This is a genomic window from Halogranum gelatinilyticum (genome assembly GCF_900103715.1).
In the GTDB taxonomy this organism is placed as follows: domain Archaea; phylum Halobacteriota; class Halobacteria; order Halobacteriales; family Haloferacaceae; genus Halogranum; species Halogranum gelatinilyticum.
Map to the genome: position 1 here is coordinate 1 of NZ_FNHL01000006.1, position 23672 is coordinate 23672.

Sequence of the window (23672 nt, forward strand, 5' to 3'; positions counted from 1 at the left end):
ATGCTACCACGCAAGAGACGCTTGGAACGTATGCGTCTTGAAACCTTAGGGCCGCGCTCGGCCTGAAATCCCATGGTGGGATTCCCGCGACTTTAGGCGCGGGAGGAGGTCAATGTGGCGTGGTCGTGGCCGTAGTCGTGGTTCTTCCGCTGGGGGTTCGTCCGCCGGATTCCCAACGAAGGCGTCGGTCGGATAGCCAAATTGTTTAAGCACATCGGTTAAGTCGGTCTAAACCGACTGTTTGGTCGTGATTCGGTCGTTTGAGACGGACGAAGGGTTCGTATGGTCAGAGTGACGGTCTCTTTCGTGGCCGAAGGTGTGCCTGCTGCCATCGACAACAGCCCCGACTCGGAGGCGGTTACCGTGGTCGAGGTGGCCGACGCTACCGCGGTCGACGTCGCCGCGACGGACTGTGTCGTCTGTCGTATCGGGGCGGACTGGCAACAGACAGCGGCCGCGCTGAGAGTACTCGACCCGGCGATGCCACTCGTTCTCACCGGTGAGGCGGACCCACGGGCTGGCGCGCTCGCCTCCCGACTCGGCGTCGAGTACGCACCGTACGAGGCCTTCACCGACATTGACGAGACCGTCTGGTCGCGGATCGTCGACATCGCGAACGCGTCTTCTACCGTCACCACGCCGATGGAGAATACCCAGGACACTGTCGCCAGTTCGGTGGAGAGTGTTCACGACGCCACCGAGTCGGTCACCCACGCGGTGGCAACCGCTCACGACTCTGTCGACACGGACGCCACTCCCCGTTCGGTCACGTCGGCGACGTCATCCACGTCGGCCACCCCATCTACATCGCCCACGTCGTCCACATCATCCACGTCATCTACGTCATCCACATGGCCCACCTCCTCCACGCCATCCACGTCGTCCACGGAAGATCCACCTCGTTCGGACAGTCCACCCGAGAATCAGGCTGCTCGTGAGCGAACGCGCCGGGAGGACGCTCTGAAGGAGCTGTTGTCGACGACACGCGAGCTGATGATGCCGAGCAACGCGCAGAATATCCCGTCCATCGTCGCCCAAGCCGCGGCGGACGTCCTCGGGTTGGAGTTCGGACTCGTGCGTCGCTACGACCCGGATGGTGACCGCTTGATTCCGGCTGGTGCGAGCGACGCCGTCCACGAGAAGATGGTGGCTCGACCGGTGTACGACAGCGACGAGGGGATGCCAGGCAAAGCGTTTCAGCGGGGTGAACCGGTCGAATACGAGGGTGACGAGCCACAGCTTCCGGACGGTGACCCGGCGGCGCGAATCGTCCCGCTCGGTGACCACGGGACGTTGACTGTCGGAACGGCCGACCGCCAGCGACTGACCGAAACCGACCGGCTGTTGATTTCGTTGCTCGCGACCAGTGCCACGGCTGCGTTCGACCGGGCGGCGCGGATCGAGCAACTGGAGACCTACCGCGCGATCCACGAGAACGTCAAAGAACGAATCTACGTGCTGGACAAACACGGGCGGATTCGCATGACGACGGACTCGCTGACCGACGAAGTGGGCTACTCGTCGGACGAGGTCATCGGCCGTCCTGTCACCGACTTCCTGCCGGACGATGCCGTCGAAACGGGTCAACAGCTCTTGGAAGCCCTCGAAAACGACCATCCCGACGCGAGCCGGACGCTGGAAACGAGACTTCTCACTCGCGACGGAGGCGAGATTCCGGTCGAGATCGAGATCTCGTTGCTCCCCGACGACGGCGACTACGCGGAGAGTGTCGGTGTGGTTCGGAATCTGACTGCGTTGGAGGCCGAGCGCGCCCGCTTTCAGAGCCTGTTCGACCGTTCGCCCGACGCCATCGTCGATACGCTCTTCACTGAAGAGGGCCCGGTCGTTCGCGAAGTCAACCACGCCTTCGAAGAGACGTTCGGCGTCGAGGGCGACCGGATTCGCGGCGAGGTCGTCGACGACCATATCGTCCCCGACGGTGTCGACGACGAGGTGACCGGGTTCGGTCCCGACATGGACGAGCAACTCACCGACGCCATCGAGGTCCAGCGGTCGACGGCCGACGGCATCGGGACCTTTCTGTTCCGCGGAGTCACGTACAAACGCACCGCCGAGGGAGCGCGTGCCTTCGGCGTCTACACTGACATCACCGACCGAAAGGCCGACGAACGGTTCATCAAGATGCTCAACCGGGTGCTTCGGCACAACCTCCGAAACGCCGTCAACATCGTCGTCGGCAACCTCCGTCTCTTGGAGTCGTCAGTCGATGGCGACACCGAAACGTACGCCGAGCGGGCACTGTCCGGTGCAGAGCGAATCTCGGAACTCCCCGAACAGGTCAAACACATCGAGCGAGCGTACCAGACCGACGCTACAGCGTTCGAAACCGCTGACCTCGCCCAACTGGTCGAACCCGCTGTCGACCGCGCACGACGGAAGAACCCCGATGCGTGTGTGACAGCCGACGTCCCGGACGTGCGTGTCCGGGGCGACGCGCTCCTCGAGACCGCCCTCGACGAGTTGCTCGAGAACGCCGTCACACACGCCGGAGCTGAACCTACCGTCACCGTCTCGACACACGTCGCCGACGACACCGTCACGCTCCGCGTCTCCGACGACGGTCCGGGGATTCCACAGCTCGAGCGCGACGTCATCACCGGCTACACGGACATCACACAGCTCACCCACAGCCGAGGGCTGGGGCTGTGGGTCGCGTACTACACCGTCACCTCTCTCGGTGGCTCGTTCTCCTTCGACGACCCCGCAACCGTCGTCTTGGAACTCCCGCGTGAGGAATGAGAACACGGTGATGGATGAGGGTCGAGTGAACTGGGGGTGAGAACACGGTGGTTGGCGAGAGTTGAGTGTGGTAGGGTGGTTACGAGAGTGTGGACTGAACCGAGTGTGTGAAACGCTCTGGGGCACCGGTAGCTATACTGTTGGCTATCGTACAGTACGGACGTATGAGTCGTACCGGAGACCGGCCGAACGCTCGCGGCGACGGCGGCGGCGAGCAGTTACTGGACGCCCCCGTGGAGACGACAGACGAGGTGACCATCTACGAGGAGGCAGTCGAACTCGAACGCACGATTGACCTCACTGGTGGTCTCGCCATCGGGGTCGGGACGATGGTCGGTGCGGGTATCTTCGTCTTTCCGGGTCTCGCCGCCGGGCGTGCCGGACCGGCCGCCGCCCTCTCGTTCGCACTCGGGGCCGTCGTGGCCCTGTTGGTCGCGCTCCCGACCTCGGAGCTCGCGACGGCGATGCCACAGAGCGGCGGCGGCTACTACTTCATCTCCCGCGGGATGGGCAACCCATACGGCGCGGTCGTCGGACTGAGCCTCTGGCTCGGGCTGATCTTTGCCTCCGCGTTCTACCTCGTCGGCTTCGGGCAGTACGCCGCCGCCGTCCTCGCCGAGGTCGGCGTCGAACTCGGGTCGGCAGCGGTCGCCACGTCGCTGGCGGTCCTCGTCGGCATCGCGTTGACGGCTGCGAGTATCGTCGGCACCGAGAACACGACGAAACTCCAGAATACCATCGTCACGCTCTTGCTCGGGATTCTCACGGTCTTTCTCGCGTACGGCGGTCTCGACGCCCTCGGCCTCTTCGGTCGGCAGACTGTCCCCGAAACGTTCGCTCCGTTCGGGTTCGTCCCGGTTCTGACGACGGCCGCGTTCGTGTTCACGGCGTATCTCGGCTTCGCGCAGGTCGCGACCGTCGCTGGCGACATCAAGAAGCCGGGGCGTAATCTCCCGCTCGCCATGGTCGGCTCGGTCCTCGTGGTGGCTGTCCTCAACGTTACGACCGTCCTCGTCGCCACCAGCGCGTTCGGCAGCGGTCGGCTCGCGACGTTCGGCGAGACCGCACTCGTCGAGGTCGCACGAAGCTTCGCCGGTGAGACCGGTGCTGTCATCATCCTCTTCGCCGGTCTCCTGGCGACCGTCTCGAGTGCGAACGCCTCGATACTGAGCTCGTCGCGTGCACTGTACGCACTCAGCCGTGACGCGGTCGTCCCCGCGCGTGCAGGGACACTCAACAGGAAGTACAGCACACCGCACGTCGCACTCGCGCTCGCTGGCGGTCCCGTGGTGTTTCTGGTCGTCCTCGGACGCGTCGAGGTCCTCGCCGAGGTCGCTTCGTTCCTCCATCTCCTGATGTACGGACTGATGTGTGTCACGCTCGTCGTCCTCCGACGGCGAGACCCCGAGTGGTACGATCCCGACTTCCGTATTCCAGGCTATCCCACACTGCCGGTGGTCGGGGCACTCGCGAGCTTCGGCCTGCTCGTGTTCATGCAGCCACTGTCGCAGGCGGTCAGCCTCGCGATACTGCTCGGGGCCGCGGTGTGGTACCGGCTCTACGCACCGTCTGTCGAGCTGAAAGGGGTGCTGTGAGGATGACCGACGCCCCATCTGACCGCGCAGCCGACATGACGGTCCTCGTCCCGGTCCGGATTCTCGAAGGCCAACAGATACCGGCGGCACTCATCGACGTCCTCGTCTCGACGCCGGTCGTCCTCCTCGGCTATCATCCGATTCCCGAACAGACGGCTCCCGAGCAGGCGCGGACCGCCTTCGGCGAGCAGGCACGGGCGGAACTCGACCAGTTGGCGCAGGCGTTTACCGACGCCGGTGGCAGCGTCGAGACCCGACTCGTGTTCACTCACGACCCGACACAGACGTTCGAGCGCGTCGCCGCCGACGAGGCCGCCGACGCCGTGCTCCTGCTCAACCCCGCACCGAGCGTCGACCGCATCCTCGTCGCACTCAGCGAGGGTATCAACACCGAGCGAATCACCCGTCTCGTCGCGCTGTTGGCCGGATACTCCGACCGCAGCGTCACGCTGTTTCACGCGGCAGCGACCGAGGAGGACCGCGAGCGCGGCGAACAACTGCTCGACACCGCGACCGACCTCCTCGTCGAGCGGGGTGTCCCGCCCGGAGCGATCACACGCGACGTGACCGTCAGCGACGCACCCGTCCAAGCCATCGTCGACGCGGCCGCGGGCACCGATCTCGTCGTCCTCGGCGAGAGCCGTCCGTCGGTCCGCGAGCTCATCTTCGGCGAACCCTCCGAGCGTGTTGCGGGCCACTCGCTCGCACCGATTCTCGTCGTCCGGCGGCTGCCTGCACTCGACGCTGAGAGCGACGTCACGGCAGCAAGTGACACACCGGACGGAGACGACGCCTGAGACGCCGCTTCTGCCACTCGATTCTCTCGCTGTGGGAACTGGCGAACCGGTTATTCGACTCGTCGTCGAATATTCGTGTATGACTGTCGACGAACTCACAGAGTACGACGTGGTACGGATGACAGCCGAGGAGATGCAGGGATTCCTGTCGAGTCACAGCGTCGGCGTGCTGGGGCTACCGACGGAGGGGGCACCGAGCCTCCGGCCCATGTCGTTTTGGTTCGACGGGGGGTCGACGCTCTACTTGCTCTACATCCTCGGCGAGGGCAGCCGGAAGGCCGACCTGAGCGACCGGGCGGACGTCGCTCGCTTCCTGGTCTACAGTGCCGAGACGATGTTCAACTGGCGGAGCGTCCTCCTCACCGGGACGGTCGACCCTGTTCCCGAAAGCGAGTGGGACGAGCTGCAGGCTGCCGTCGAGGAGGCGTGGCGACCCGACGTGTTCCGGCAGGCTATCACCGACGACAACGTCCGACTCTACGGGTTCGAGATCGCAGACCAGACCGGTCTCAAGTCCGCGGGACTGCCGCCCGCGTTCGAGAAAGGAGCAACTGACGACGGCGGCAAGTGAACGACACGATCCACATAGTTTGTCGGCCACGTCACGGGTTCGTGACAGCTGCTGACCGTCATCGACCCTTGCCGACCGACGCGTCACCTCGAGCTGTTGCCGACCGTTGTCAACCGCTGCAGACCGCTGCGTCGCTTCGGTTCGTGGCTGGTATTGTTCGCGGTTGTCCCTCTTTTACACACTATTATATGCTTGCGGCCCTTCCAGACAGTCATGGAAGCAAACGTCGGCTCCACGGACAAGACAGTTCGAATCCTCGTTGGCGCGGGTGCCGGTATCGCGTCGCTCGCAGTGCTCGCTGGTGCCGTGTCACTCCCGAGCGTCGCATCGCTCCTGCTCGGTGTCGTCGCCGTCCTCCTGCTCGGAACCGCGTTCACCAGCAAGTGCGCGCTCTACTCGGCACTCGGTATCAGCACGCGCTGAGATACGGTCCGCGTCCGGATCATCTCCTTCTCTCACTCTCTCACTCACGCCATCGCTCCCGCAAAAAGACCCGCGTCGCGCCGTTAGGCGTACTGACCGATCAGCGAAACCAACTGCTCCTTCTGTCGAACGCCGACCATCTGCTCGACTGGCTCGCCACCGGCGAACAGATACATCGTGGGCACACCTCGGACGTTGTATTGCTGGGCCAGCTGCTGGTGTGCGTCGACGTCGACCTTCGCCACGACGGCGTCCGTCTCGGCGGCGACGTCGGCGACGATGGGTTCGAGCATCTTACACGGGCCACACCAGTCGGCGTAGAAGTCGACGAGGACGGTCTCACCGCCCGCGACGAGCTCCTCGAACTGCTCGATACTCTCAACGTGGACCGGTTCACTGTGCCCCGCGCTACGTGCTTCGCCTTCTCCGTCCGCTCCTGTGGCATCTAACTGAGCACGAAGCTCGTCCATCTTCCGCTGTCTGATCTGGTCTCGTTCACTCATCGGACACCGCTACGGTTCGCACAGCATTAACAGTTTTGCACAATAAAAACAATATTGTCTACCGTACCCGTCGTTCGATGTCCGCACGCACTTCCAGCGGTGTCATCGGTGCCGGCCTCCGGTCATTGTCCGCCCCGAGGACAGACTCCACGCACGACCCCCAGTGGCGGTGAACGGAAACGCTCTGTCCGAGGTCATCGCTCGGTAGTTGGGGTCCTGTGGGGTAGTCTTGTGAGAAAATACGGAACCCGTTCGCTCGGTGTCGGTGACTCCCCTGGAACTCTGCACGGACTCGGAGCGGATAGCCGACTTTAGCTGAAAGTAGGTGCTAAGCCCCCTTCCTCAACGAGCACCGACCGAAGGGAAGGCGCGAGCAGGGAGGGGATACAGCGCCGCACAGTTCTCATACACAATTCGGTGGCAGGACTACAGACCCACGCAGTCGCAATGTTTTTGCAGTAGAGTAGCATTATATTGGCCGAACCTAATGGAGTACGACCTCGACTCGGGAGCTCACTCGACGTATTCCCTGCACTACCACCTGATACTCACCACGAAGTATCGGCGCGGAGTGCTAACCGAGGAGCGAACCCAATTCATTCACGAGGTCATCAGCGGGTTCACGGACAACTACGGTGTCGAACTGACGAACCTCGACGGCGAGGACGACCACGTACACATCCTGTTCCGAGCGAAACCAACCACGGACCTCGTGAAGTTCATCAACACGGTCAAGGGCGCAACCGCCCGCCGTATCCGCAACGAGTACGCGGACGAACTGAAAACCGAACTGTGGGGCGACTCGTTCTGGAACGACTCGTACTGCCTAATCTCAACGGGGCAGGTGTCGCTGGATGTGCTGAAACAGTACGTCGAGAACCAACGCGAGTAGAATGTACTACGCCTACAAGTACCGTCTCAAGCCGTCCGACGCCCATCGCGAGGAGTTGGACCGCCACCGTGACATTTGTAGGCAACTGTACAACCACACGCGCTACCGCCTCAACGAGTACCAAGACGAACACGATGAACTGCCGTCCATGACCACCCTGCGGTCGGAACTGCCCGACCTCAAGAAGTGGTGGGATGGCCTCTCGGACGTGTACTCGAAGGTTCTCCAAACCGTCGTGGAACGCCTGTTCGACAACCTCAAAGGGCTCTCCAAGCTCAAGGAGAACGGCTACGCCGTCGGTCAACTCAAGTGGAAGCCGCCACGGGAGTTCCGCAGTTTCACGTACAGTCAATCTGGCTTCAAGCTCGACAAGAAGGGCGGTCAGACTGTCTTGTCGCTCTCGAAACTTGCGGACATACCGATCCGGCTCCACCGCTCCATCCCCGACGACGCGAAGCTCAAACAGGTCACGGTTAAGAAGGAACCGACGGGTGAGTGGTTCGCCACGTTCGGCGTCCAAATGGACCCTGAACCACCCGAACCGCCTGCAAACCCCGAGAAGTGCGTCGGTATCGACGTTGGGATTCTCAAGTATGCCCACGACACCGACGGCACGGCGGTCGGGTCGCTCGACCTCTCAGACGAACGCGACCGCTTGGAGCGCGAGCAACGGAAGCTCTCGCGCAAACAGCACGGGTCGAACAACTACGAGAAGCAACGGCGTCGAGTCGCAGAGTGTCACGCCGACCTCCGACGCAAGCGCCGTGACTTCTTGCACAAACTCTCGAACTACTACGCCCGGGAGTACGACCTCGTGGCGGTCGAAGACCTGAACGTGAAGGGGATGATGGAAAGTCCGTCGAACAGCCGCAACACGGCGTCTGCCGCGTGGCGAACGTTCCTCTCGTTGCTCGAATACAAGTGCGAGCGTGAAGGAACGCACTTCGTCGCGGTCAACCCGAGAGGGACGACCAAGGAATGCGCGTCATGCGGCGTTTCGACCGACAAGCCGTTGTGGGTCCGTGAACACTCCTGTCCCGCCTGCGGGTTTGAGGCGGACAGGGACGCAAATGCGGCGTGGAATATTCTTTCTCGCGGTCTGCAAGAAGTAGGAGTGGGATACTCCGAATCAACGCCTGTGGAGACTGCGCTCCCTGTGGATGCACCCGTATCTGCAAAGCGCGTCGTGGAAGCAGGAAGCCCTACCCTCAAGGAGCGAACGGCGTCAGCCGTGAGCGAGTAGGATCGGGTAGTTCACGTGCGTCCGGACTGTAGCTTCCGGTAATGGCTACCAGTGTCACCGTGGCGTGTGCGGACTGTCCGTACACCGAGGTGTACGACTCTCTGCGGGTCGCGCGGACCGCACTCGACGAGCACGAGCAGGCAACGGGCCACCGGGTCGACTGGCAGATCGGCCGACTGTCGACGGGTGTCGAACGCGCCGGTTCCGATGCCGGTGTCTGCGGTCTCGACGACTGTAACCCCGAATCGCCGCTGGTGCACGACTGGGACGAGTAACCCTTCCCGCTGGCACCGACCGTGACTTCGAGACCTCCGCTGTCGCGACTGGAACCTGTGACGGTACTCTGCCGACCGGGCCGACTACACGGAGCGACACCCAGTCGAAACGTGGGTCCCACACGTTCGAACTGGGCCGGTCGCTTCCACAGTTTGTCGGTGGGTAATCGGCTGCGTGTCTGCCAGTGGCTTGCAGTGTTTTCCCACTACTACGTTCTCCAGCGACCGCATCGGTCGCTCGCCGGTCGAACGCCGGTTCGGAAGGCTCTGGACACTCTCTTATCTCCCAAATCGCATTCCGCTCACACTCCGTCTCGGTGACGGCGCGGTTCGCCAACCGCACTCAGTGCGAAGATAATTGGATATTGTGCTGTCGTCAACGGTCCGAACAGATTCCAGAACTTTTGTCTACTTATCAGTGCGGAAGTCGTACTGAACCGAGTATCATTACGGTGTGAATCAGAAAATCACGAGTTTGACGGTGCAATTACAGACGAAAGATATGCTTGGTTCGATCTCAATTTTCACCGAGGTGATACGGCGACCCGTCGGCTGATAGGAAATATAACGCCTGTTTCGATTACTGCCCATTCCCTCCTACAGACTATCTCTGTAAAAAACGATATCCAACAAGTTCCATTTCTTCCCTTTAGAGGGTTATCTCGACTTTCCCATGCATCTCACGAGCGGAACGACCGACGAAGACGGTGTTTTCGCCCTGGGGGACTGTCCACCCGTCCTGGTCGTCGTAGAACGCGAAGTCCGACCGATCAAGGGTCACCGTCACCGTCTCCTGTTCGCCTGCAGCGACCGATACTGCCTCGAACGCGACCAGCTCGCGCACGGGCGTCGGAGCCGATTCGGTGGCCTTGTTGACGTACACTTGCACGACGTCTTTCCCCTGGCGAGTCCCCGTATTCCGCACGGGCAGTGCTACGGTGATCTCGTCTCCGTTGTCGGAGAGCGACGGCTCGCCGTACTCGAAGCTCGTGTACGAGAGTCCGTGACCGAATGGGAACAGCGGCTCGACGTCGTGTTTGTGGAAGTAGCGGTAGCCGACGAAGACCCCTTCGTCGTACCGTACCTCGTCGTCGACACCGGGGAACGTCGCCTCGCTGTCAGTCGGATAGTCGTCGGTCGAGCGGCCGAACGTCATCGGGAGCCGGCCACCCGGCTCGGCGTCTCCGAACACCAGATCGGCCAGTGCGTCACCGTCCGCCTGTCCCGGATACCACGTTTCGAGGACGGCGTCGACCGACTCGAGCCACGGCATCGTCACCGGGCCGCTCGTCCGAAGGACGACGACCGTCCGCTCCGCCGCTGCGGCCACGGCAGTGATGAGTTCGTCCTGCTGGCCGGGGAGTCCGAGTCCGTCTCTGTCGACGAACTCCGTGGCGTCGTCCTGTGCGACGACGACAGCACAGTCGGCGTCGGCAGCAGCGTCGACCGCGGCGTCGATACTCGTCTCGCCGGCGTCGACCTCGTCGGCCTCGTCGAAGAACGTCGACTCGGTGATCGGCGGAACCCCCCGTTCGAAAATGACGTCGACATCCCGAGCGTCGAGTCTCTCGACCGGCGACGTCTCGACGAACGCGGAGACCTCCGAGGAGCCGCCACCTCCGAGCTTCGGGGTGTCCGCGTTCGGCCCGAGCACGGCGATCGATTCCACGTCCTCCAGCGGTAACGTCCCGTCGTTCTGGAGCAGGACCGCACCCTCGGTGGCGATATCGCGCGCGAGCGTTCGGTGTCCGGGTGTGTCGAGCGCGCCCTCGGGCCGCTCTTCGAAACAGCCGATCGACACCATTCCACGGAGAAGCCGCTCGACTTTTTCGTCGATGACCGCTTCGTCGACGTCGCCGGACTCGACAGCCTCCCGGAGCGGCTCGCCGAACAGTGCTGCGACGTCGGGGATCGGGGGGAACGCGTCCGGGAGATCCTCGACGTCCATGTCGACGTCGTCCGGGGCGAACGCTTCGGGTTCGACACCGGGCATCTCGATATCGAGACCCGCGCGTGCGGCCTCGACCGTACTGCGCGTGCCCCACCAGTCCGAGACGACGAACCCCTCGAAGCCCCACTCGTCTTTCAGCACATCGGAGAGCAGATATTCGTGGTCACTCATGTGAGTTCCGTTGACCCGGTTGTACGCGGTCATCACCGACGTCACGTCCGCCTCCTGGACGGCCGCCCGGAACGGTGGCAGGTAGATCTCTCGGAGCGCGCGTTCGCTGACTTCGGCACTGACCTCGTAGCGGTTCGTCTCCTGGTTGTTCGCCACGTAATGTTTGACCATCGCGGCGATGTCCTCGGATTCGATGCCCTCGATCGTTCCGACAGTAATCCGCGCAGCGAGATGCGGGTCTTCGCTGTAGTACTCGAAGTTCCGACCGCCCAGTGGTGCTCGGTGGATGTTGACGCCGGGTGCGAGGATGACGTCCTGTCCGTGGGCGGCCGTCTCCCTGGCGAGTGCCGTCCCGAACTGCCGCGCGAGCGACGGTCGCCACGACGCGGCGAGCGCGACCGATGCGGGAAACGCCGTCGCCCGCTCGCCCATCGCCCGCACACCGAGCGGTCCATCGACCATACGTAGCGGAGGGACGTCGAGGCGGTCGACTCCGGGAAGATAGCCTGTGGCTTTCCCGTCCGGGTCGACGGAGCCGTGAAGGAGCTGTATCTTCTCTGAGAGCGTGAGTTCGTCGACTAACGACGGGATGTCGGGTGACATTCGTGTATAGCCTCTTACGGAACACGCTTTTGTGTTTCTACTACCGATACAGACGGACTACTCTTCGGACGACCCAGAGACTGGCAGCCGTGTCGGGGCCATCCTACGCGGCTATCACTCTCCCAACAACCCCGACCGGCATTGCCGGATATTCCACGTCTCTGGCCCCTAGTCTCTGGTCTCTGACTCTGCCGACGAGCACCGTCCACGGCCACAGAGTCGCGTATCTTTTTGTAGTCGCGTCTCACCCGTTCGTGATAGATGGAGCACGTCACTGTCCATGAGGGAGTCACCTACGCCGACCGTCCAGCGGGCGAGATGAAACTCGATCTCTATCTGCCGGAGCGTGAGAACCCGCCGCTCGTCGTCTACGTCCACGGTGGCGGCTGGATCGCAGAGACGCGAGCGAACATCCCGGAGCCCGAACAATACGCCGCCGAGTGGGGAGTCGCCATCGCCAGCGTCAGCTACCGTCTTCAAGAGGCTCCCGACGGGTCGGACGTCAAGGAGATGTACGACCCCGAAAACCCCACGCCGAGGGGACAGTTCCCCGACCACTTCGTCGACGTGAAAGCCGCGATCCGGTGGCTCCGTGCCCACGCCGACGACTACGGCTACGACGCCGCCGCCGTCGCCGTGTGGGGAGCGTCCGCGGGCGGCCATCTCGCCCTCCTCGCGGGCGTCGTCGACGACGTGACCGACCTCGGAGACGCCTTCGCCGACAAGGTGGAGCAGACCGTCGCCTCCGACGAATCGGGTGCCGTCCAAGCGGTCGTCAGCTGGTACGGCGTCGCCGACTTCACCCTCACGGACGACGTCGAGGGCATCATCCCGCTCCTGATGGGCGGCTCCCAGTCCGAGTACCCCGACAGATACGAACAGGCGAGTCCCGTCACGCACGTCACCCCGGACAGTCCACCGACGCTGTTGATGCACGGCCGCGAGGACGAGGTGGTGGACGTCGAGCACAGCCGCCGGTTCTTCGACGCTCTCGACGAGGTGGCTGTGGACGCGATCCGATACGAGCTTCACGACCTGAACCACGTCTGGGTCGAGAGCGTCGAGGACATCGAGTCCGAACGCGTCGGGATGGAGTTGCTCGCGGCGGACCCAACGCACCCACAGTCGGTCTACGAGGCGACGCACGTCGAGACCGGTGGGTCGCCGGACCCGCTCGTGGCGGACCTCCCACCCGCCGGTCCCGAGGCCATCCAGCGGTTCCTCGAACGCACGATCGAGTAAACGGACTCCGCGCGACCCGACGTGACGGCGTGTTATCCCTGCGTCACGTCGTCTTCCCAGTTCCACGGCCCGTGGCCGGCGTCGATCACGCGGTGTTGGCGGTCGATCGAGTCGATCAGCGCGATGTCTTCCTCGTCGAGGTCGAGGTCCAACGCGGCGAGGTTCTGGACCATGTGTTCGCGGCTGCTGGCCTTCGGAATCGCAGCGACGTTGTCGTGTGAGAGAATCCACGCCAGGCTCACCTGTGGGGGTGTGGCGTCGTGCTTCTCCGCGACGTCACGGATTTCGGGGACGTCGAACACTTCGCCCTGTGCCAGCGGCGAGTACGCGACGAAGGTGTAGTCGTGTTGCTGGGCGTGGGCGACGAGTTCCCGCTGCGGCAGTAGCGGATGCATCTCTGCTTGGTGGGCGTACAGCGGGGCGTCGAGGACGGCCATCGCCTCGTCGAGCAGGTCGGGAGTGAAGTTCGAGAGTCCCACGTTGCGGGTCTTGCCAGCCTCGTAGGCGTCGTCGTATGCGGGGAGGACGGTCTCGTGGTCGTAGATTCCCGAGGGCCAGTGGACGTACAACAGATCGACGAAGTCGACGCCGAGCCGGTCGAGACAGCCGTCGATGGCTGCCGGGACCTGCTCGACCGAGGACGGGACGTCGTGGTGGACGGTCTTCGTCGAGAGCCAGATGTCGTCGCGGGCCACGTCGCTCTCGCGGATTCCCGCACCGACGTACTGCTCGTTTTCGTACACGTGTGCCGTGTCGACGTGCCGGAAGCCGACGTCGAGGGCAGTCCGAACGTTGTCGCGCCACTGTTCGCGGTTGTCGTCGGAGTACGTGCCGAGTCCGAGCCGTGGGAGGTCTTCGCGTGACATCGAATCGAGACAGTCACCTCGCAGCCATCAATCTGCCGGTGGGATACAACGGAGACGGCCGAGATTCGCGCGTCCGAACGACCGACCCAGACGGTCGCTGAACTTCTCAGAAATGGACGGAACCAACAAGGATTGCGGGACTCAGCCGACGCGGACGTATCGGTTCGAGTGCGGATTATGCTCCCAGCCGTTTAGTTGGTGCTCGTAGACAACCAGTCGACGGCGTTGCGGAGGAGTCGCTGGACGCTCTCGTGGCCGAGCGCGTCGTCGGTGTGGCCGAGCGAACAGTAACAGACCCGGCCCGCCCCGTACTGCTTGACCCAGAGAACCGGATACGATTCGAGGTCGGGATGGTCCATCGTCGCCAGAACGGTCACGTCGTCGTCCCACGCCACCTGGTAGGGTTCGTCGAAGACGCGGAAGTCGTCGACGCCGTCGGTGACCGGATGGTCCGCCGTCACCGTCACGCCGAACTCGGTCTCTTTGGGGTGGGTGAGGAAGTGGCCGCCGATGATGGTGCGCAGTTCCGGGAATGGCTCCTCACGCGTGTCGAGGACGTCTTCGGGGTTCGCGGGGGCGACGCTCATCAGGTCCGCCCCGCAGTGGACCGGCAGATAGCCACCTCCCCCATCGAGAAACGCCTCCAACGACGCCAGCTGTGGCTCCGAGAGCGTGCTGTCGGTCAGATAGTCGACGACGACGTCCACCGAGGAGAGGTCGGTCAGCCGCTCGCGGTCCGTCGTCAGCTCGACGTCGGCGACGGGCGCGAAGATTTCTTCGAACGCCTCTCGTCGCGCGTCTAACGAATGGAACGGGAAGCTGTTCTCGCCGATGACGAGTACGGTCGGTGTCGGTGACATAGCTCACGTGTCCCAGCGACGGAGTAAAAGCGTATTCCTGTGGAGTCTGCGAGGGTTCGTTACTCGCGCAGCTCGGAGACGTCGAAGACGGGCTTGCAGGTCTCTCCGGCGACGAAGGCCTCGAACGCCTGGTCGGCGTCGAGGAGGCTGAACCGCTCGTCGAGGAACGTCTCGTGGTCGACGTCGCCCGCGTCGATCAGCCGCAGTGAGCGTTCGAAGTCCTCGTACATCGAGGCGTAGGAACACTGGAGGTCGATCTCCGCGCGCACGAGCGGCGAGTACGGCATCGTCGTCTCGCCGGTCTGCCCGACGAGGACGATCTGACCACCCTTGCGGACCTCTTCGACCGACATCGGCAACCCGGAGGGATGGCCGGTCGTGTCGAAGACGACGTCGTAACCGACACCGTCTGTCAGCTCGTCGCGGAGACCCGCCATGTCGTCGGCCTCGACGTTCGCCGTCCGGAAGCCGAGTTCGCGCGCGAGCGGCAGGCGGTATTCGGCGTCTTGTCCGACACCAGCGACGACGACGTCGCCGCCCTGGGCGGCGGCGACCTGCGCCGTCAACTGGCCGATGGGGCCGGGACCGGCGACGAGCACCCGGTCGCCGGGGCTCACACGGGAGTTCTCGATGACGGCACGCGCGCCGATGCTGGTCGGTTCGACCAGCGCGGCGTGGCGGGGGTCGACGCTCTCGGGAACGGGGTGGAGTGCCGTCTCGGGGACGGCGACGTAGCCAGCGTACGCGCCGTCGTGGTCGACGCCGGTGATGACTGCGTTCTGACAGACGTTGGCCTCGCCGATCTCGCACTGATAGCAGTCGCCACAGCCGCGAATCGGCCGCTCGACGACCCGGTCACCGACCGAGAACTTCGTGACGGCGTCGCCGACTTCGACGACTCGACCGGTGTATTCGTGCCCGATGACTGTCGGCAGGTTCATCCGCTCGAAGGCCGACTCGAACTCGTAGATACCGGCGTCGCTCCCGCAGAGACCGGCGTAGTCGACTTCGATCAGTGCTTCGTCGGCAGCCGGTTCCGGCCGCTCGCGTTCGACGAGCTCCATCGCTCCGTGACTCCGACTCGTTTTGGCAAGACCACGCATACCACCCTGTCCTGGCCCCGCGGTTATTATAATGACGGTTGCGGCCGACAGCGGGAGACTGACGACGGTCGACGGCGGCGGAAACGCCGGTCCCGTTTTGCGGCCGACGGCAACGCCGTTCTGGTTTTGTGGCCGATGGAAACGCCGTTCCGAGTTGCGGTCACCGGTATCGATAAATGGTCGACGGACCGTCGTCGTACACATGACCTACGACCATACACCAGTCACCGTCGCGGACAAACGTGCTGTCGTCGTCGGCGGCACGAGCGGTATCGGACAGGCAATCGCGTACGGATTCGCGAGCGAAGGTGCGGACGTCGTCGCGACGAGCCGAAGCCAGGAGAAGGTCGACGAGACGGCCGAGACGCTTCGGGACCTCGGAGCCGACACGGTGAACGTGACGTGTGACGTGACCGACCCCGACTCGCTCGAACGCGTCCGCGACCGGACGGTCGAGGAACTCGGCGGCGTCGACATCGTTGTCGCCTCCCAGGGGGCGATCTCCCGGGCATCCGTCCAAGACATCTCGGATGCGGACTGGGACTTCGTCACGGACGTCGCACTCGACGGCGTCCGCCGGGTCACGCAGTGTTTCGCGCCGGCTATGGAAGAAGGAAGTATCGTCAATATCTCCTCGCTGGCCGCGAGCCTGTCGATGGCGAACCTCCCGGCGTACTCGGCCGCCAAGGGCGGCGTCGAGGCGTTCACCAGAGCCGCCGCGAAGGAACTCTCGCCCGACGTCAGGGTGAACGCCATCGCGCCCGGCTTCGTCATCACGCCGCAGAACGCCGATACCTACGCCGAGGGGACGGAGAAACGCGAGCGGATCGACGAGCGGACGCCGCTCGGCCGCGTGGCCGAGCGAGAGGAGATCGTCGGTGCGGCGGTCTACCTCGCGAGTGACGCCGCCTCGTACGTGACCGGCGAGGTGGTGACCGTCGACGGCGGGTTCGCGACGAGCGCGTTCTGACCGAGCGGCCGCCGAACACCTGGGAAGCCACTGTTCAGTATCACTCGGATTCGTTTTTCTCGGTTGTTCGACCGTTCAGTTCTATTGCCGCTTGCAGTGGAAGGTCGCCCTGTACTCGAAGGGCCACCGCTCTGAGTATCCGAACGACTGCGAGACACCACCTACGTTCTGTACGAGTGCTCCCGACTGACGGGAGGAACGACTATGACGGACGGGTGACACACTCGGAGTGAGTGCTTCATGACACATCGCGTCATCCAAGTCGGAACCGGCGGGCAGGGAGCAGCCTGGTGTTCGGAGTTCCTCCCGCCGAACGTCGAAGACGGGCTGATCGACGTCGTCGCCGCCGTCGACATCGACGAGGACAAACACCGGAATGCCGTCGAGCAGCTCGGCGTCGACCCGGCGAACTGTTTCACCGACGTCGAGACGGCGTTCGAGTCGGTCGAGGCGGACGTCTGTACGGTCGTCGTCCCGCCGTGGCTGCACGAGGACGTCGTCGACGTCGCCGTCGACCACGGCGTCCACGTTCTCTCGGAGAAACCCGTCGCCGACACGCTCGAAGCCTCGGTCCGCATCGCCGAGAAGGTCGAACGGGCGGGACTGAAGATGGGCGTGACGATGAGCCACCGGTTCGACCGGGACAAGACCTCGTTTCGTCGGCGACTCCGTTCGGGAGAGACCGGACCGCTCGACTATCTCGTCGGGCGGTTCACCTGCAACGCCCGGTCGTACGGCGCGTGGGGAGCGTTCCGCCACGAGATGGAGGACGTGCTCCTCATCGAGGGCGCGGTCCACCAGCTGGACTATCTCGCGGACATGGCCGGGAGTCGGTGCGAGACGCTCTACGCTGACACGTGGCGGCCCGAGTGGGCCGAGTACGAGGGCGACGTCCAAGCACTCGTCCAGCTCCGGTTCGAGAACGGGGTGCGGGCGACGTGGGAGGGCGCGAAGGCGAACGCGACGACACTCAACGGGTGGGGCAGCGATTACCTCCGCGCGGAGTGTCGCGACGAGACGCTCGTCCTCGACGATCGTGAACTCACCCGGTATCCGTACGACGAGGACCCCGAACGCGTCGTCGGTGGCCGCGACGAGAGCGGCGGCGAGTCGCTCGCGCTCGACGAACAGCCGAAGTGGGCGAACGCGTGGCTCGTCGAGCAGTTCGCCGCGTGGCTGGACGGCGGGGAACCGATTGCGACCAACGTGTGGGACAACCTCCAGTCGGTTGCCCTCGTGGAAGCGGCGGTGCAGAGCAGTCGAACCGGCGACCCCGTGCGGGTGCAGGAGCTGCTCGACGAAACCAAAGAGACGGTCACGCTTTCGTAGCGACCCACAGCGCGTCTTCGGCAGGAACGGACGAAGCAGCCGACGGCTGGCGCGCTACTCGAGGTGGACACCGACGACCGAACTCGCCGGGACGTCGAGCGTGACGGTGCCGCCCTCGGTCTCGACCTGTTCGACCTCCGCGGCGAAGGAGTCGGCGTTGTCGCTCGTCGTGAACTCGCTCGGGTCGGTCCCGGCGAAGAGTATCTCGGCCCCGTCGGCCGCCTCGGCCGCGTCGAGTCCGGTGTCGACGGCGACGGTCCGTGCTTCGAGATCGCGGTTCGAGAGCGTGACGTAGACGCCCCCGTCGCTGTGGGAGGCCGACGCGCTCACGAGTGGGACGTCGGGCGTGTCTGCGTCGACCTCGTGCTCGTCGGTCTCGACAACGGTTCGCAACGCGGTCGCACCGATGTGTGGTGTGTAGAGGTCGAAGACGCGGTAGGTCGGGGTCGCCCACGCCGACTCCTCGTCCGTCTCGACGAGACACTGGAGCACGTTGACCGTCTGTGCGAGGTTCGCCATGGTGACGCGGTCGGCGTGGCTGTTGAAGATGTCGAGGACACCCGCGGCCGACACGGCGTCGCGGACCGTCTGCGGCTGTTCGAGCCCGTTGTCGGCGGTCGCTTGGTCGTGCCAGACGCCCCACTCGTCGACGGCGATACCGATGTCGGCCCCCGGCGCGTAGGTTTCGAGGACGCCAGCCGTACGCTCGATGTCTCCGTCGAGTTGGAGCGAGTTCGAGAACAGCTTGTAGTAGGCTTCCTCGTCGAAGTCGACCGCGTCACCGCCGCTGTAGTAGCGGTGAATCGAGAGATGGTCGACCATGTGGGCGTCGCCGCCGAGACCGGCCATGAACTCGCGGTTCCACGACTCGGTCGTGTGGCCGCACGCGATCAGTTCGAGGCTCCCGTCGCCCATGTTCCGGTCGTAGCCGCGGAGATACTGGGCGAACCGACGGAACTCCAGTGCGTAGTCGCCGGGGTCGTACTTGCCGCCGCAGCCCCAGTTCTCGTTGCCGACGCCCCAGTACGGGACGTCGTACGGCTCGTCGCGGCCGTTCTCGCGGCGTCGGTTCGCGTAGTCGGTGTCGCCGTCGAAGTTGCAGTACTCGACCCAGTCGACCGTCTCGGTCGGTGAGCCGCTCCCGACGTTGCTCGCGAGATACGGCTCCGTGTCGAGGCGTTCACACAGTTGGAGGAACTCGTCCGTCCCGAAGGCGTTGGACTCCTCGAAGACCTCCTCGCGGCCCTGTGCCCACCAGAGGTTGCGTCGGCGCGGACGCTCCTCTCGCGGCCCGATGCCGTCCTCCCAGTGGTAGTCGTCGGCAAAGCAGCCGCCCGGCCAGCGCAACATCGGCAGTTCGATATCTTCGAGCAGTCCGAGTGTATCGGTACGGATCCCGTTCTCTGTCTCGATCTCCGCGTCGTCACCGACCCAGAGCCCGCCATAGATACACCGGCCGAGGTGTTCCGCGAAGTGGCCGTAGATCTCGGGTGCGATCCGGTCTATCTCGTCGTGTGGATGAACGTGAACGTGGTCGACCATACGTTGAACAGCCTTTGGGGAGGTGATAATGACGAACCAATCAGCAATTGTTACCTCAACGAAAGACCGTGTGCGATGTCGCTCTTGTCCGGTAAAGCCGAACGGGAGACACACGAAAACCGGGCCGTCGTAGCAACATAGTGGGCACTGTGTCCGGTATTGCCGGACATTTTGCGATGAATCGGACGAAAGAACGGGTCGTATGTGCGCTCCATTACGCCTCTATCACCGTCATGGCATGGCGGGGTTACCCGGGAGAAGAGTGGGACTTCCCCGACAGAGTCCGATACTGTCCGGCAATTCCGGACAACACATTAGTCACGAGTAGGCGATGTTGACTTCGATGACGTTCGCCGTCCCCATCACGTGGTCCGGAATCTCCGTCTCGAAGCGTTCGCCCTGCATCCGGCTGGCCGGGCCGGAGACACTGACTGCACCGAGCACCTCGCCGTCGCGGAGGATGGGGGCGGCGACGCACCGCATCCCGCGGACTCGCTCTTCGAGGTCGCGGGCGTAGCCCTGCTGGCGGATCTGCTCGAGTTCCTCGAAGAGCGTCTCCTCGTCGTCGATGGTGTGTTCCGTTATCTTCGGCAGTCCGTGACGGTCGAGGATGTCGCGCACCCGTTTCTCGGGGAAGTGTGCGAGGATGGCCTTGCCCATCGCTGTCGTCTGGAGATGGACCCGGTATCCGTTGTACGTGTCCAGCTGGACCGCGTCCGTCCCCTCGGACTTGTAGAGAAACACGCCGCGGCCGTGTTCCTCGACCATGAGATTGGAGTGTTCGCCCGTCTTTTCGGCGAGCTTCTGGACCTCCGGCCGCGCGACGTTGTAGATCTTCATCTGCTGACGGGCGTAGCCGCCGAAGTCTAGAAAGCGCGTACTGGTCCGGTACCGTCCGTTCTCGTTGATCACCAGTTCCAGTTTCTCAAGGGTCCGCAGATGGTCGTGCGCCGTGCTTTTCGCGATGCCGAGATAGTCCGAAATCTCCGTCGCGCCCGCCTCGTCGAGTTCCTGAAGGGCTTCCACGACGTCGAAGCTCACCCGCGTCGACTTCACCGGGATGTCGGTTGTGTCGGTCATGTGGTCTACCGGCTCTACCGACCCTGGACAACTTAAATCTGTCCGATAATACCGGACAAAGAGTTGAGGACCGAACCCGCAGCCCCTACGGCGCGAGGAGTTCGACAGGATGCTGCGTCGGCCGCGAGAGCAAAGCATCCAACTGCTCCAGACAGGAGGTCCCGCTGGCGACGACGGTCCGTTCCTCGTCGGCTCCGAACTGCTCGCGCAGCGGTTCGCCGACGTCCATGCTTAGCTCGTAGTACTCGGACTTGTAGCCGAACGACCCGGCCATCCCACAGCACTCCGTCTCGGAGGCCAGCACGTCGTAGCCGAGATCTTCGAGGACGTGGACCGTGTGGGCTTCGAGTCCAAGCGTCCGTTGCTGGCAGTGGCTGTGGTAGGCGACGGACTCGACCGCCTCACGACCCTCGCCTGCCCCCCGAAGTGCCGACGCGTCCGCGCCGTTGTGCAGGAGACCGTAGACGTACTCCATCACCTCGTAGCTGTTCTCGGACAGCCGCTCCTGAGAGGCGGGTGCGAGGAACTTCTCGTACTCGCGGTCGAACATCGCGAGGTCGGAGGGTTCGACGAGGACGATATCCCGCCCGCCGTCGATGTGTTCGGCGAGTGCCGCGTAGACCTCGTGGGCGTGGCGTTCGGCCGTCGAGACCATCCCTTGCGAGAGCGGCGCGCGGCCGCTGGAGGCGACGTCGGGCACCTGGACGTGGACGCCGAGGGCTTCGAGCGTCCGGACTGCGGCCTTGCCGCGGCTCACCTGCACGTGGTTCGTGTAGAGGTCCGGATAGAGCACGGCCTCGCGCTCGGCGTCGGCGGCGTCGACGCGCGGCCCGCCGCGGGCCTCGAACCAGTCGACGAGCGTCTCGCGCTGGAAGCTCGGCAGCTCACGACGGCGGTCGATGCCGAGCACGCGTTCCATAGCAGCCCGCGCAGGACGCGTGTCCGCCAGCCAGTTTGAGACCGGTGCCGTGGCACTCCCGAGTTTCGCGAGCGTCGAGAAGTTGCCGAAGAACCGCTTTTGGAGGTCCATCCCACCGGGTTCCTCGTCAGGCGTCAGCCCCTCGACGAGCCAGTCCAACTCGGCGGACTCGCCGCGGTTGACCCGGTCGCGGACGACCGTGTTGATCCAGGGGATGTCGATGCCGACCGGACAGGCGTTGACACACCGGCTACAGCCGGTACAGAGGTCGTTGAACTCGGCGGCCGTGTCCAGCCCCTCGATGCCGGCCTCCCAGCCCGTCGCGATGCCACCCGAATAGGTCTCGCCGCCGAAGGCGTGGCCGCCAACGCTCTGGAAGTTGCCACAGACGTTCGAGCAGGCAGAACACCGGATGCAGTACAGCGTCTCTTTCAGGTGCTCGTCCTCGCGCATCTCCATGCGGCCGTTGTCGACGAGCACGAGATGGAAGTCCCGCTCATGCTCGCCCTCGGCCATCGGCGTGTCGGGTTCGTCGAAGTCGACCGGCGGCGACTCGACCGGCGGCGTCAGTAGCGAGATGTAGGAGGTGATGTCCTGGCCGGTCCCCGAGCGACCGATGAGTTCGACGAACGGCTGGAGGTCCTCGACCGAGGGAACCACCTTCTCGACGCCCGCGACGGCGACGTGCGTGTCGGGGACGACGGCGGACTTCCGGGCGTTCCCCTCGCTCGTCACGAGCGCGAGCGTCCCCGTGTCTGCGGTGATGAAGTTCGCGCCCGTCATCCCTACGTCGGCACCCTCGATGAGTTCGCCCAGCTGCTCGCGGGCGAACATCGTCAACTCCTCGGCGGTCTCCAGTTCCTCGTCGAGTTCGTCGGCGAACTGGCTGTTGAACAGGTCGGCAATCTCGGCGCGGGACTTGTGGATGGCGGGCGCGACGATGTGGGAGGGGGCCTCGTCGGCCACCTGCAGGACCCACTCGCCGAGGTCCGTCTCGACGACCTCGACGCCGTCGGCTTCCAGTGCCTCGTTGACCTCCAACTCCTCGGAGGTCATCGACTTCGACTTGACCACCCGCTCGGCCTCCTTGTCGGCACAGACCTCCTGGACGTAGCGGTTTGCGTCCGCGGCGTCGTCGGCGATGTAGACCGTCCCGCCGTTGGCTTCGACGGTCTCGGTCAGCTGGTCGATGAGTTCGGGCAGCCGCTCGATGGCGTCCTCCTTGATGGCCCGCGCTTCTTCTTTCAGTCCCTCGTAGTCTTCGAGGTCGGCGACCGACTCGTACCGGCCGAGGTTGAACCCGCGGGTGTTCGTCGCGACGGCCTCGCCCTCGGTTCGCATCAGCCGCCGGATTTCAGCCGCCTTCGCCGAACGGGACTTACTCATCGTCTCCCCCCGTCTCCGCGCCGCCCGGCTCGTCGGCTGCGTCGTCGACGATGACGACGTGCACCTCCTTCGGGCCGTGCGCGCCCCGGACCAGTTCGCCCATGTCGGCCGTCGCGCTCGGGCCGGTGGCGAGCACCGCGCTCCCGCCCGTCTCGCGGAGTCGCGGCCCCAACTGCTCGAACGCCGCGGCCATGTTGGCGACGATGTCGTCGGCGCGGAGGACGGCGACGTGGCGGTCCGGAAAGAGGCTGGTCTGTTCGCTGCCGAGGCTGTCGGCTTCGAGGACGAGACTCCCGTAGTCGGCGATGGCGAGACTCGCACTCGTGACGCCGGTCGTCGCCGCGCGAAGCTCTCGGGGCGTCGGGTCGGTCGCCACCGCGTCGGGCAAGGCGACGTCCTCGATGGGACCGGCGACCCCGACGGCAGGAGGGCGGACGAGGTTGGCGAGAACCGCCGATGCATCGTCAGCCGTCGTCCGTGTCCACTCGACACCCAACTCGTCGAGCGACGTGCGGAACGTGTTCCCTACTTCGGTGTGCATATCTGTCGCATGGAGAGAAATGATGATAATACTGTGGATTACTGCGGCTC

At 64.3% G+C, this 23672-nt stretch carries 21 protein-coding genes; 11 read left to right on the forward strand and 10 right to left on the reverse strand.

The features are described 5' to 3' along the window. Nucleotides 1-728: 728 nt before the first annotated feature. Nucleotides 729-887: a hypothetical protein gene (locus BLR57_RS19530; protein ID WP_170830685.1), complete on the reverse strand. Its 159-nt coding sequence runs from the start codon at nt 885-887 to the stop codon at nt 729-731. Between the two features lie 106 nt (nt 888-993). Here BLR57_RS19530 and BLR57_RS16660 point away from each other — a divergent pair, with 106 nt between their 5' ends. From BLR57_RS16660 to BLR57_RS16680, 5 genes are all read left to right on the forward strand, one after another. Further along, nucleotides 994-2760, forward strand: a complete 1767-nt coding sequence (locus BLR57_RS16660) for a PAS domain S-box protein (protein ID WP_089699467.1) — start codon at nt 994-996, stop codon at nt 2758-2760. A gap of 164 nt (nt 2761-2924) precedes the next feature. Then, nucleotides 2925-4355: an APC family permease gene (locus BLR57_RS16665; protein ID WP_089699468.1), complete on the forward strand. Its 1431-nt coding sequence runs from the start codon at nt 2925-2927 to the stop codon at nt 4353-4355. Between the two features lie 2 nt (nt 4356-4357). Next, on the forward strand, nt 4358-5152 hold the full coding sequence (locus BLR57_RS16670) for a universal stress protein (protein ID WP_089699470.1): 795 nt from the start codon (nt 4358-4360) through the stop codon (nt 5150-5152). A gap of 79 nt (nt 5153-5231) precedes the next feature. Then, nucleotides 5232-5723, forward strand: coding sequence for a pyridoxamine 5'-phosphate oxidase family protein (locus BLR57_RS16675; RefSeq protein WP_089699472.1), 492 nt, complete (start codon nt 5232-5234; stop codon nt 5721-5723). Between the two features lie 213 nt (nt 5724-5936). Continuing rightward, on the forward strand, nt 5937-6146 hold the full coding sequence (locus BLR57_RS16680; RefSeq protein WP_089699474.1) for a YgaP family membrane protein: 210 nt from the start codon (nt 5937-5939) through the stop codon (nt 6144-6146). 83 nt (nt 6147-6229) lie between these two features. On the opposite strand, the gene trxA is transcribed toward BLR57_RS16680, so the two are convergent. Beyond that, entirely contained in the window at nt 6230-6649 is a 420-nt protein-coding gene (trxA, locus tag BLR57_RS16685) for a thioredoxin (RefSeq protein WP_089699476.1), read from the reverse strand. Between the two features lie 487 nt (nt 6650-7136). On the opposite strand from trxA, the gene tnpA reads away from it, so the two are divergent. Genes tnpA through BLR57_RS16700 form a run of 3 tightly spaced genes read left to right on the forward strand, consistent with a single transcriptional unit; the run spans nt 7137 to nt 9059 of the window. Further along, on the forward strand, nt 7137-7541 hold the full coding sequence (gene tnpA, locus BLR57_RS16690; protein WP_006652001.1) for an IS200/IS605-like element ISHmu6 family transposase: 405 nt from the start codon (nt 7137-7139) through the stop codon (nt 7539-7541). A 1-nt stretch (nt 7542) separates the two neighbouring features. Then, nucleotides 7543-8784, forward strand: a complete 1242-nt coding sequence (locus BLR57_RS16695) for an RNA-guided endonuclease InsQ/TnpB family protein (protein WP_089699478.1) — start codon at nt 7543-7545, stop codon at nt 8782-8784. 41 nt (nt 8785-8825) lie between these two features. After that, a complete protein-coding gene (locus BLR57_RS16700; protein WP_089699479.1) occupies nt 8826-9059 on the forward strand; it encodes a DUF7542 family protein in 234 nt (77 codons plus the stop codon). Nucleotides 9060-9708: 649 nt separating this feature from the next. On the opposite strand, the gene BLR57_RS16705 is transcribed toward BLR57_RS16700, so the two are convergent. Beyond that, complete coding sequence (locus BLR57_RS16705) at nt 9709-11784, reverse strand: beta-glucosidase (RefSeq protein WP_089699481.1); 2076 nt, start codon at nt 11782-11784, stop codon at nt 9709-9711. Nucleotides 11785-12045: 261 nt separating this feature from the next. On the opposite strand from BLR57_RS16705, the gene BLR57_RS16710 reads away from it, so the two are divergent. Next, on the forward strand, nt 12046-13026 hold the full coding sequence (locus BLR57_RS16710) for an alpha/beta hydrolase (RefSeq protein ID WP_089699482.1): 981 nt from the start codon (nt 12046-12048) through the stop codon (nt 13024-13026). Between the two features lie 32 nt (nt 13027-13058). Here the strand turns inward: BLR57_RS16710 and BLR57_RS16715 are convergent, their stop codons facing one another. The 3 genes from BLR57_RS16715 to BLR57_RS16725 all read right to left on the reverse strand — a co-directional run bounded on the left by BLR57_RS16715 (nt 13059) and on the right by BLR57_RS16725 (nt 15855). Continuing rightward, nucleotides 13059-13892, reverse strand: a complete 834-nt coding sequence (locus BLR57_RS16715; protein ID WP_089699484.1) for an aldo/keto reductase — start codon at nt 13890-13892, stop codon at nt 13059-13061. Between the two features lie 191 nt (nt 13893-14083). After that, a complete protein-coding gene (locus tag BLR57_RS16720; protein WP_089699485.1) occupies nt 14084-14752 on the reverse strand; it encodes a ThuA domain-containing protein in 669 nt (222 codons plus the stop codon). A 59-nt stretch (nt 14753-14811) separates the two neighbouring features. Then, nucleotides 14812-15855: a zinc-dependent alcohol dehydrogenase gene (locus BLR57_RS16725; protein ID WP_089699487.1), complete on the reverse strand. Its 1044-nt coding sequence runs from the start codon at nt 15853-15855 to the stop codon at nt 14812-14814. A 202-nt stretch (nt 15856-16057) separates the two neighbouring features. Between BLR57_RS16725 and BLR57_RS16730 the strand changes: the two genes are divergently transcribed. After that, complete coding sequence (locus tag BLR57_RS16730; protein WP_089699489.1) at nt 16058-16825, forward strand: SDR family NAD(P)-dependent oxidoreductase; 768 nt, start codon at nt 16058-16060, stop codon at nt 16823-16825. Between the two features lie 240 nt (nt 16826-17065). Then, nucleotides 17066-18154, forward strand: coding sequence for a Gfo/Idh/MocA family protein (locus tag BLR57_RS16735; protein ID WP_089699490.1), 1089 nt, complete (start codon nt 17066-17068; stop codon nt 18152-18154). 54 nt (nt 18155-18208) lie between these two features. On the opposite strand, the gene BLR57_RS16740 is transcribed toward BLR57_RS16735, so the two are convergent. The 4 genes from BLR57_RS16740 to BLR57_RS16755 form a co-directional block, all read right to left on the reverse strand. Then, complete coding sequence (locus tag BLR57_RS16740; protein WP_089699492.1) at nt 18209-19696, reverse strand: alpha-N-arabinofuranosidase; 1488 nt, start codon at nt 19694-19696, stop codon at nt 18209-18211. Between the two features lie 318 nt (nt 19697-20014). Then, a complete protein-coding gene (locus BLR57_RS16745; protein ID WP_089699493.1) occupies nt 20015-20776 on the reverse strand; it encodes an IclR family transcriptional regulator in 762 nt (253 codons plus the stop codon). An 85-nt stretch (nt 20777-20861) separates the two neighbouring features. After that, a complete protein-coding gene (locus tag BLR57_RS16750; protein WP_089699495.1) occupies nt 20862-23081 on the reverse strand; it encodes an LUD domain-containing protein in 2220 nt (739 codons plus the stop codon). Beyond that, nucleotides 23074-23622, reverse strand: a complete 549-nt coding sequence (locus BLR57_RS16755; protein ID WP_089699497.1) for a LutC/YkgG family protein — start codon at nt 23620-23622, stop codon at nt 23074-23076. The genes BLR57_RS16750 and BLR57_RS16755 overlap by 8 nt, the downstream gene beginning before the upstream one ends. Between the last annotated feature and the right edge of the window lie 50 nt (nt 23623-23672).

Coding starts and splice junctions, on each gene's coding strand:
- BLR57_RS16750 (WP_089699495.1), bottom strand. CDS start 23,081: ATGAGTAAGTCCCGTTCGGCGAAGGCGGCTGAAATCCGGCGGCTGATG.
- BLR57_RS16675 (WP_089699472.1), top strand. CDS start 5,232: ATGACTGTCGACGAACTCACAGAGTACGACGTGGTACGGATGACAGCC.
- BLR57_RS16740 (WP_089699492.1), bottom strand. CDS start 19,696: ATGGTCGACCACGTTCACGTTCATCCACACGACGAGATAGACCGGATC.
- BLR57_RS16695 (WP_089699478.1), top strand. CDS start 7,543: ATGTACTACGCCTACAAGTACCGTCTCAAGCCGTCCGACGCCCATCGC.
- BLR57_RS16725 (WP_089699487.1), bottom strand. CDS start 15,855: ATGCGTGGTCTTGCCAAAACGAGTCGGAGTCACGGAGCGATGGAGCTC.
- BLR57_RS16735 (WP_089699490.1), top strand. CDS start 17,066: ATGACACATCGCGTCATCCAAGTCGGAACCGGCGGGCAGGGAGCAGCC.
- BLR57_RS16745 (WP_089699493.1), bottom strand. CDS start 20,776: ATGACCGACACAACCGACATCCCGGTGAAGTCGACGCGGGTGAGCTTC.
- BLR57_RS16670 (WP_089699470.1), top strand. CDS start 4,358: ATGACCGACGCCCCATCTGACCGCGCAGCCGACATGACGGTCCTCGTC.
- BLR57_RS16730 (WP_089699489.1), top strand. CDS start 16,058: ATGACCTACGACCATACACCAGTCACCGTCGCGGACAAACGTGCTGTC.
- BLR57_RS16710 (WP_089699482.1), top strand. CDS start 12,046: ATGGAGCACGTCACTGTCCATGAGGGAGTCACCTACGCCGACCGTCCA.
- BLR57_RS16720 (WP_089699485.1), bottom strand. CDS start 14,752: ATGTCACCGACACCGACCGTACTCGTCATCGGCGAGAACAGCTTCCCG.
- BLR57_RS16715 (WP_089699484.1), bottom strand. CDS start 13,892: ATGTCACGCGAAGACCTCCCACGGCTCGGACTCGGCACGTACTCCGAC.
- BLR57_RS16660 (WP_089699467.1), top strand. CDS start 994: ATGATGCCGAGCAACGCGCAGAATATCCCGTCCATCGTCGCCCAAGCC.
- BLR57_RS16755 (WP_089699497.1), bottom strand. CDS start 23,622: ATGCACACCGAAGTAGGGAACACGTTCCGCACGTCGCTCGACGAGTTG.
- BLR57_RS16680 (WP_089699474.1), top strand. CDS start 5,937: ATGGAAGCAAACGTCGGCTCCACGGACAAGACAGTTCGAATCCTCGTT.
- trxA (WP_089699476.1), bottom strand. CDS start 6,649: ATGAGTGAACGAGACCAGATCAGACAGCGGAAGATGGACGAGCTTCGT.
- BLR57_RS16665 (WP_089699468.1), top strand. CDS start 2,925: ATGAGTCGTACCGGAGACCGGCCGAACGCTCGCGGCGACGGCGGCGGC.
- tnpA (WP_006652001.1), top strand. CDS start 7,137: ATGGAGTACGACCTCGACTCGGGAGCTCACTCGACGTATTCCCTGCAC.
- BLR57_RS16700 (WP_089699479.1), top strand. CDS start 8,826: ATGGCTACCAGTGTCACCGTGGCGTGTGCGGACTGTCCGTACACCGAG.
- BLR57_RS16705 (WP_089699481.1), bottom strand. CDS start 11,784: ATGTCACCCGACATCCCGTCGTTAGTCGACGAACTCACGCTCTCAGAG.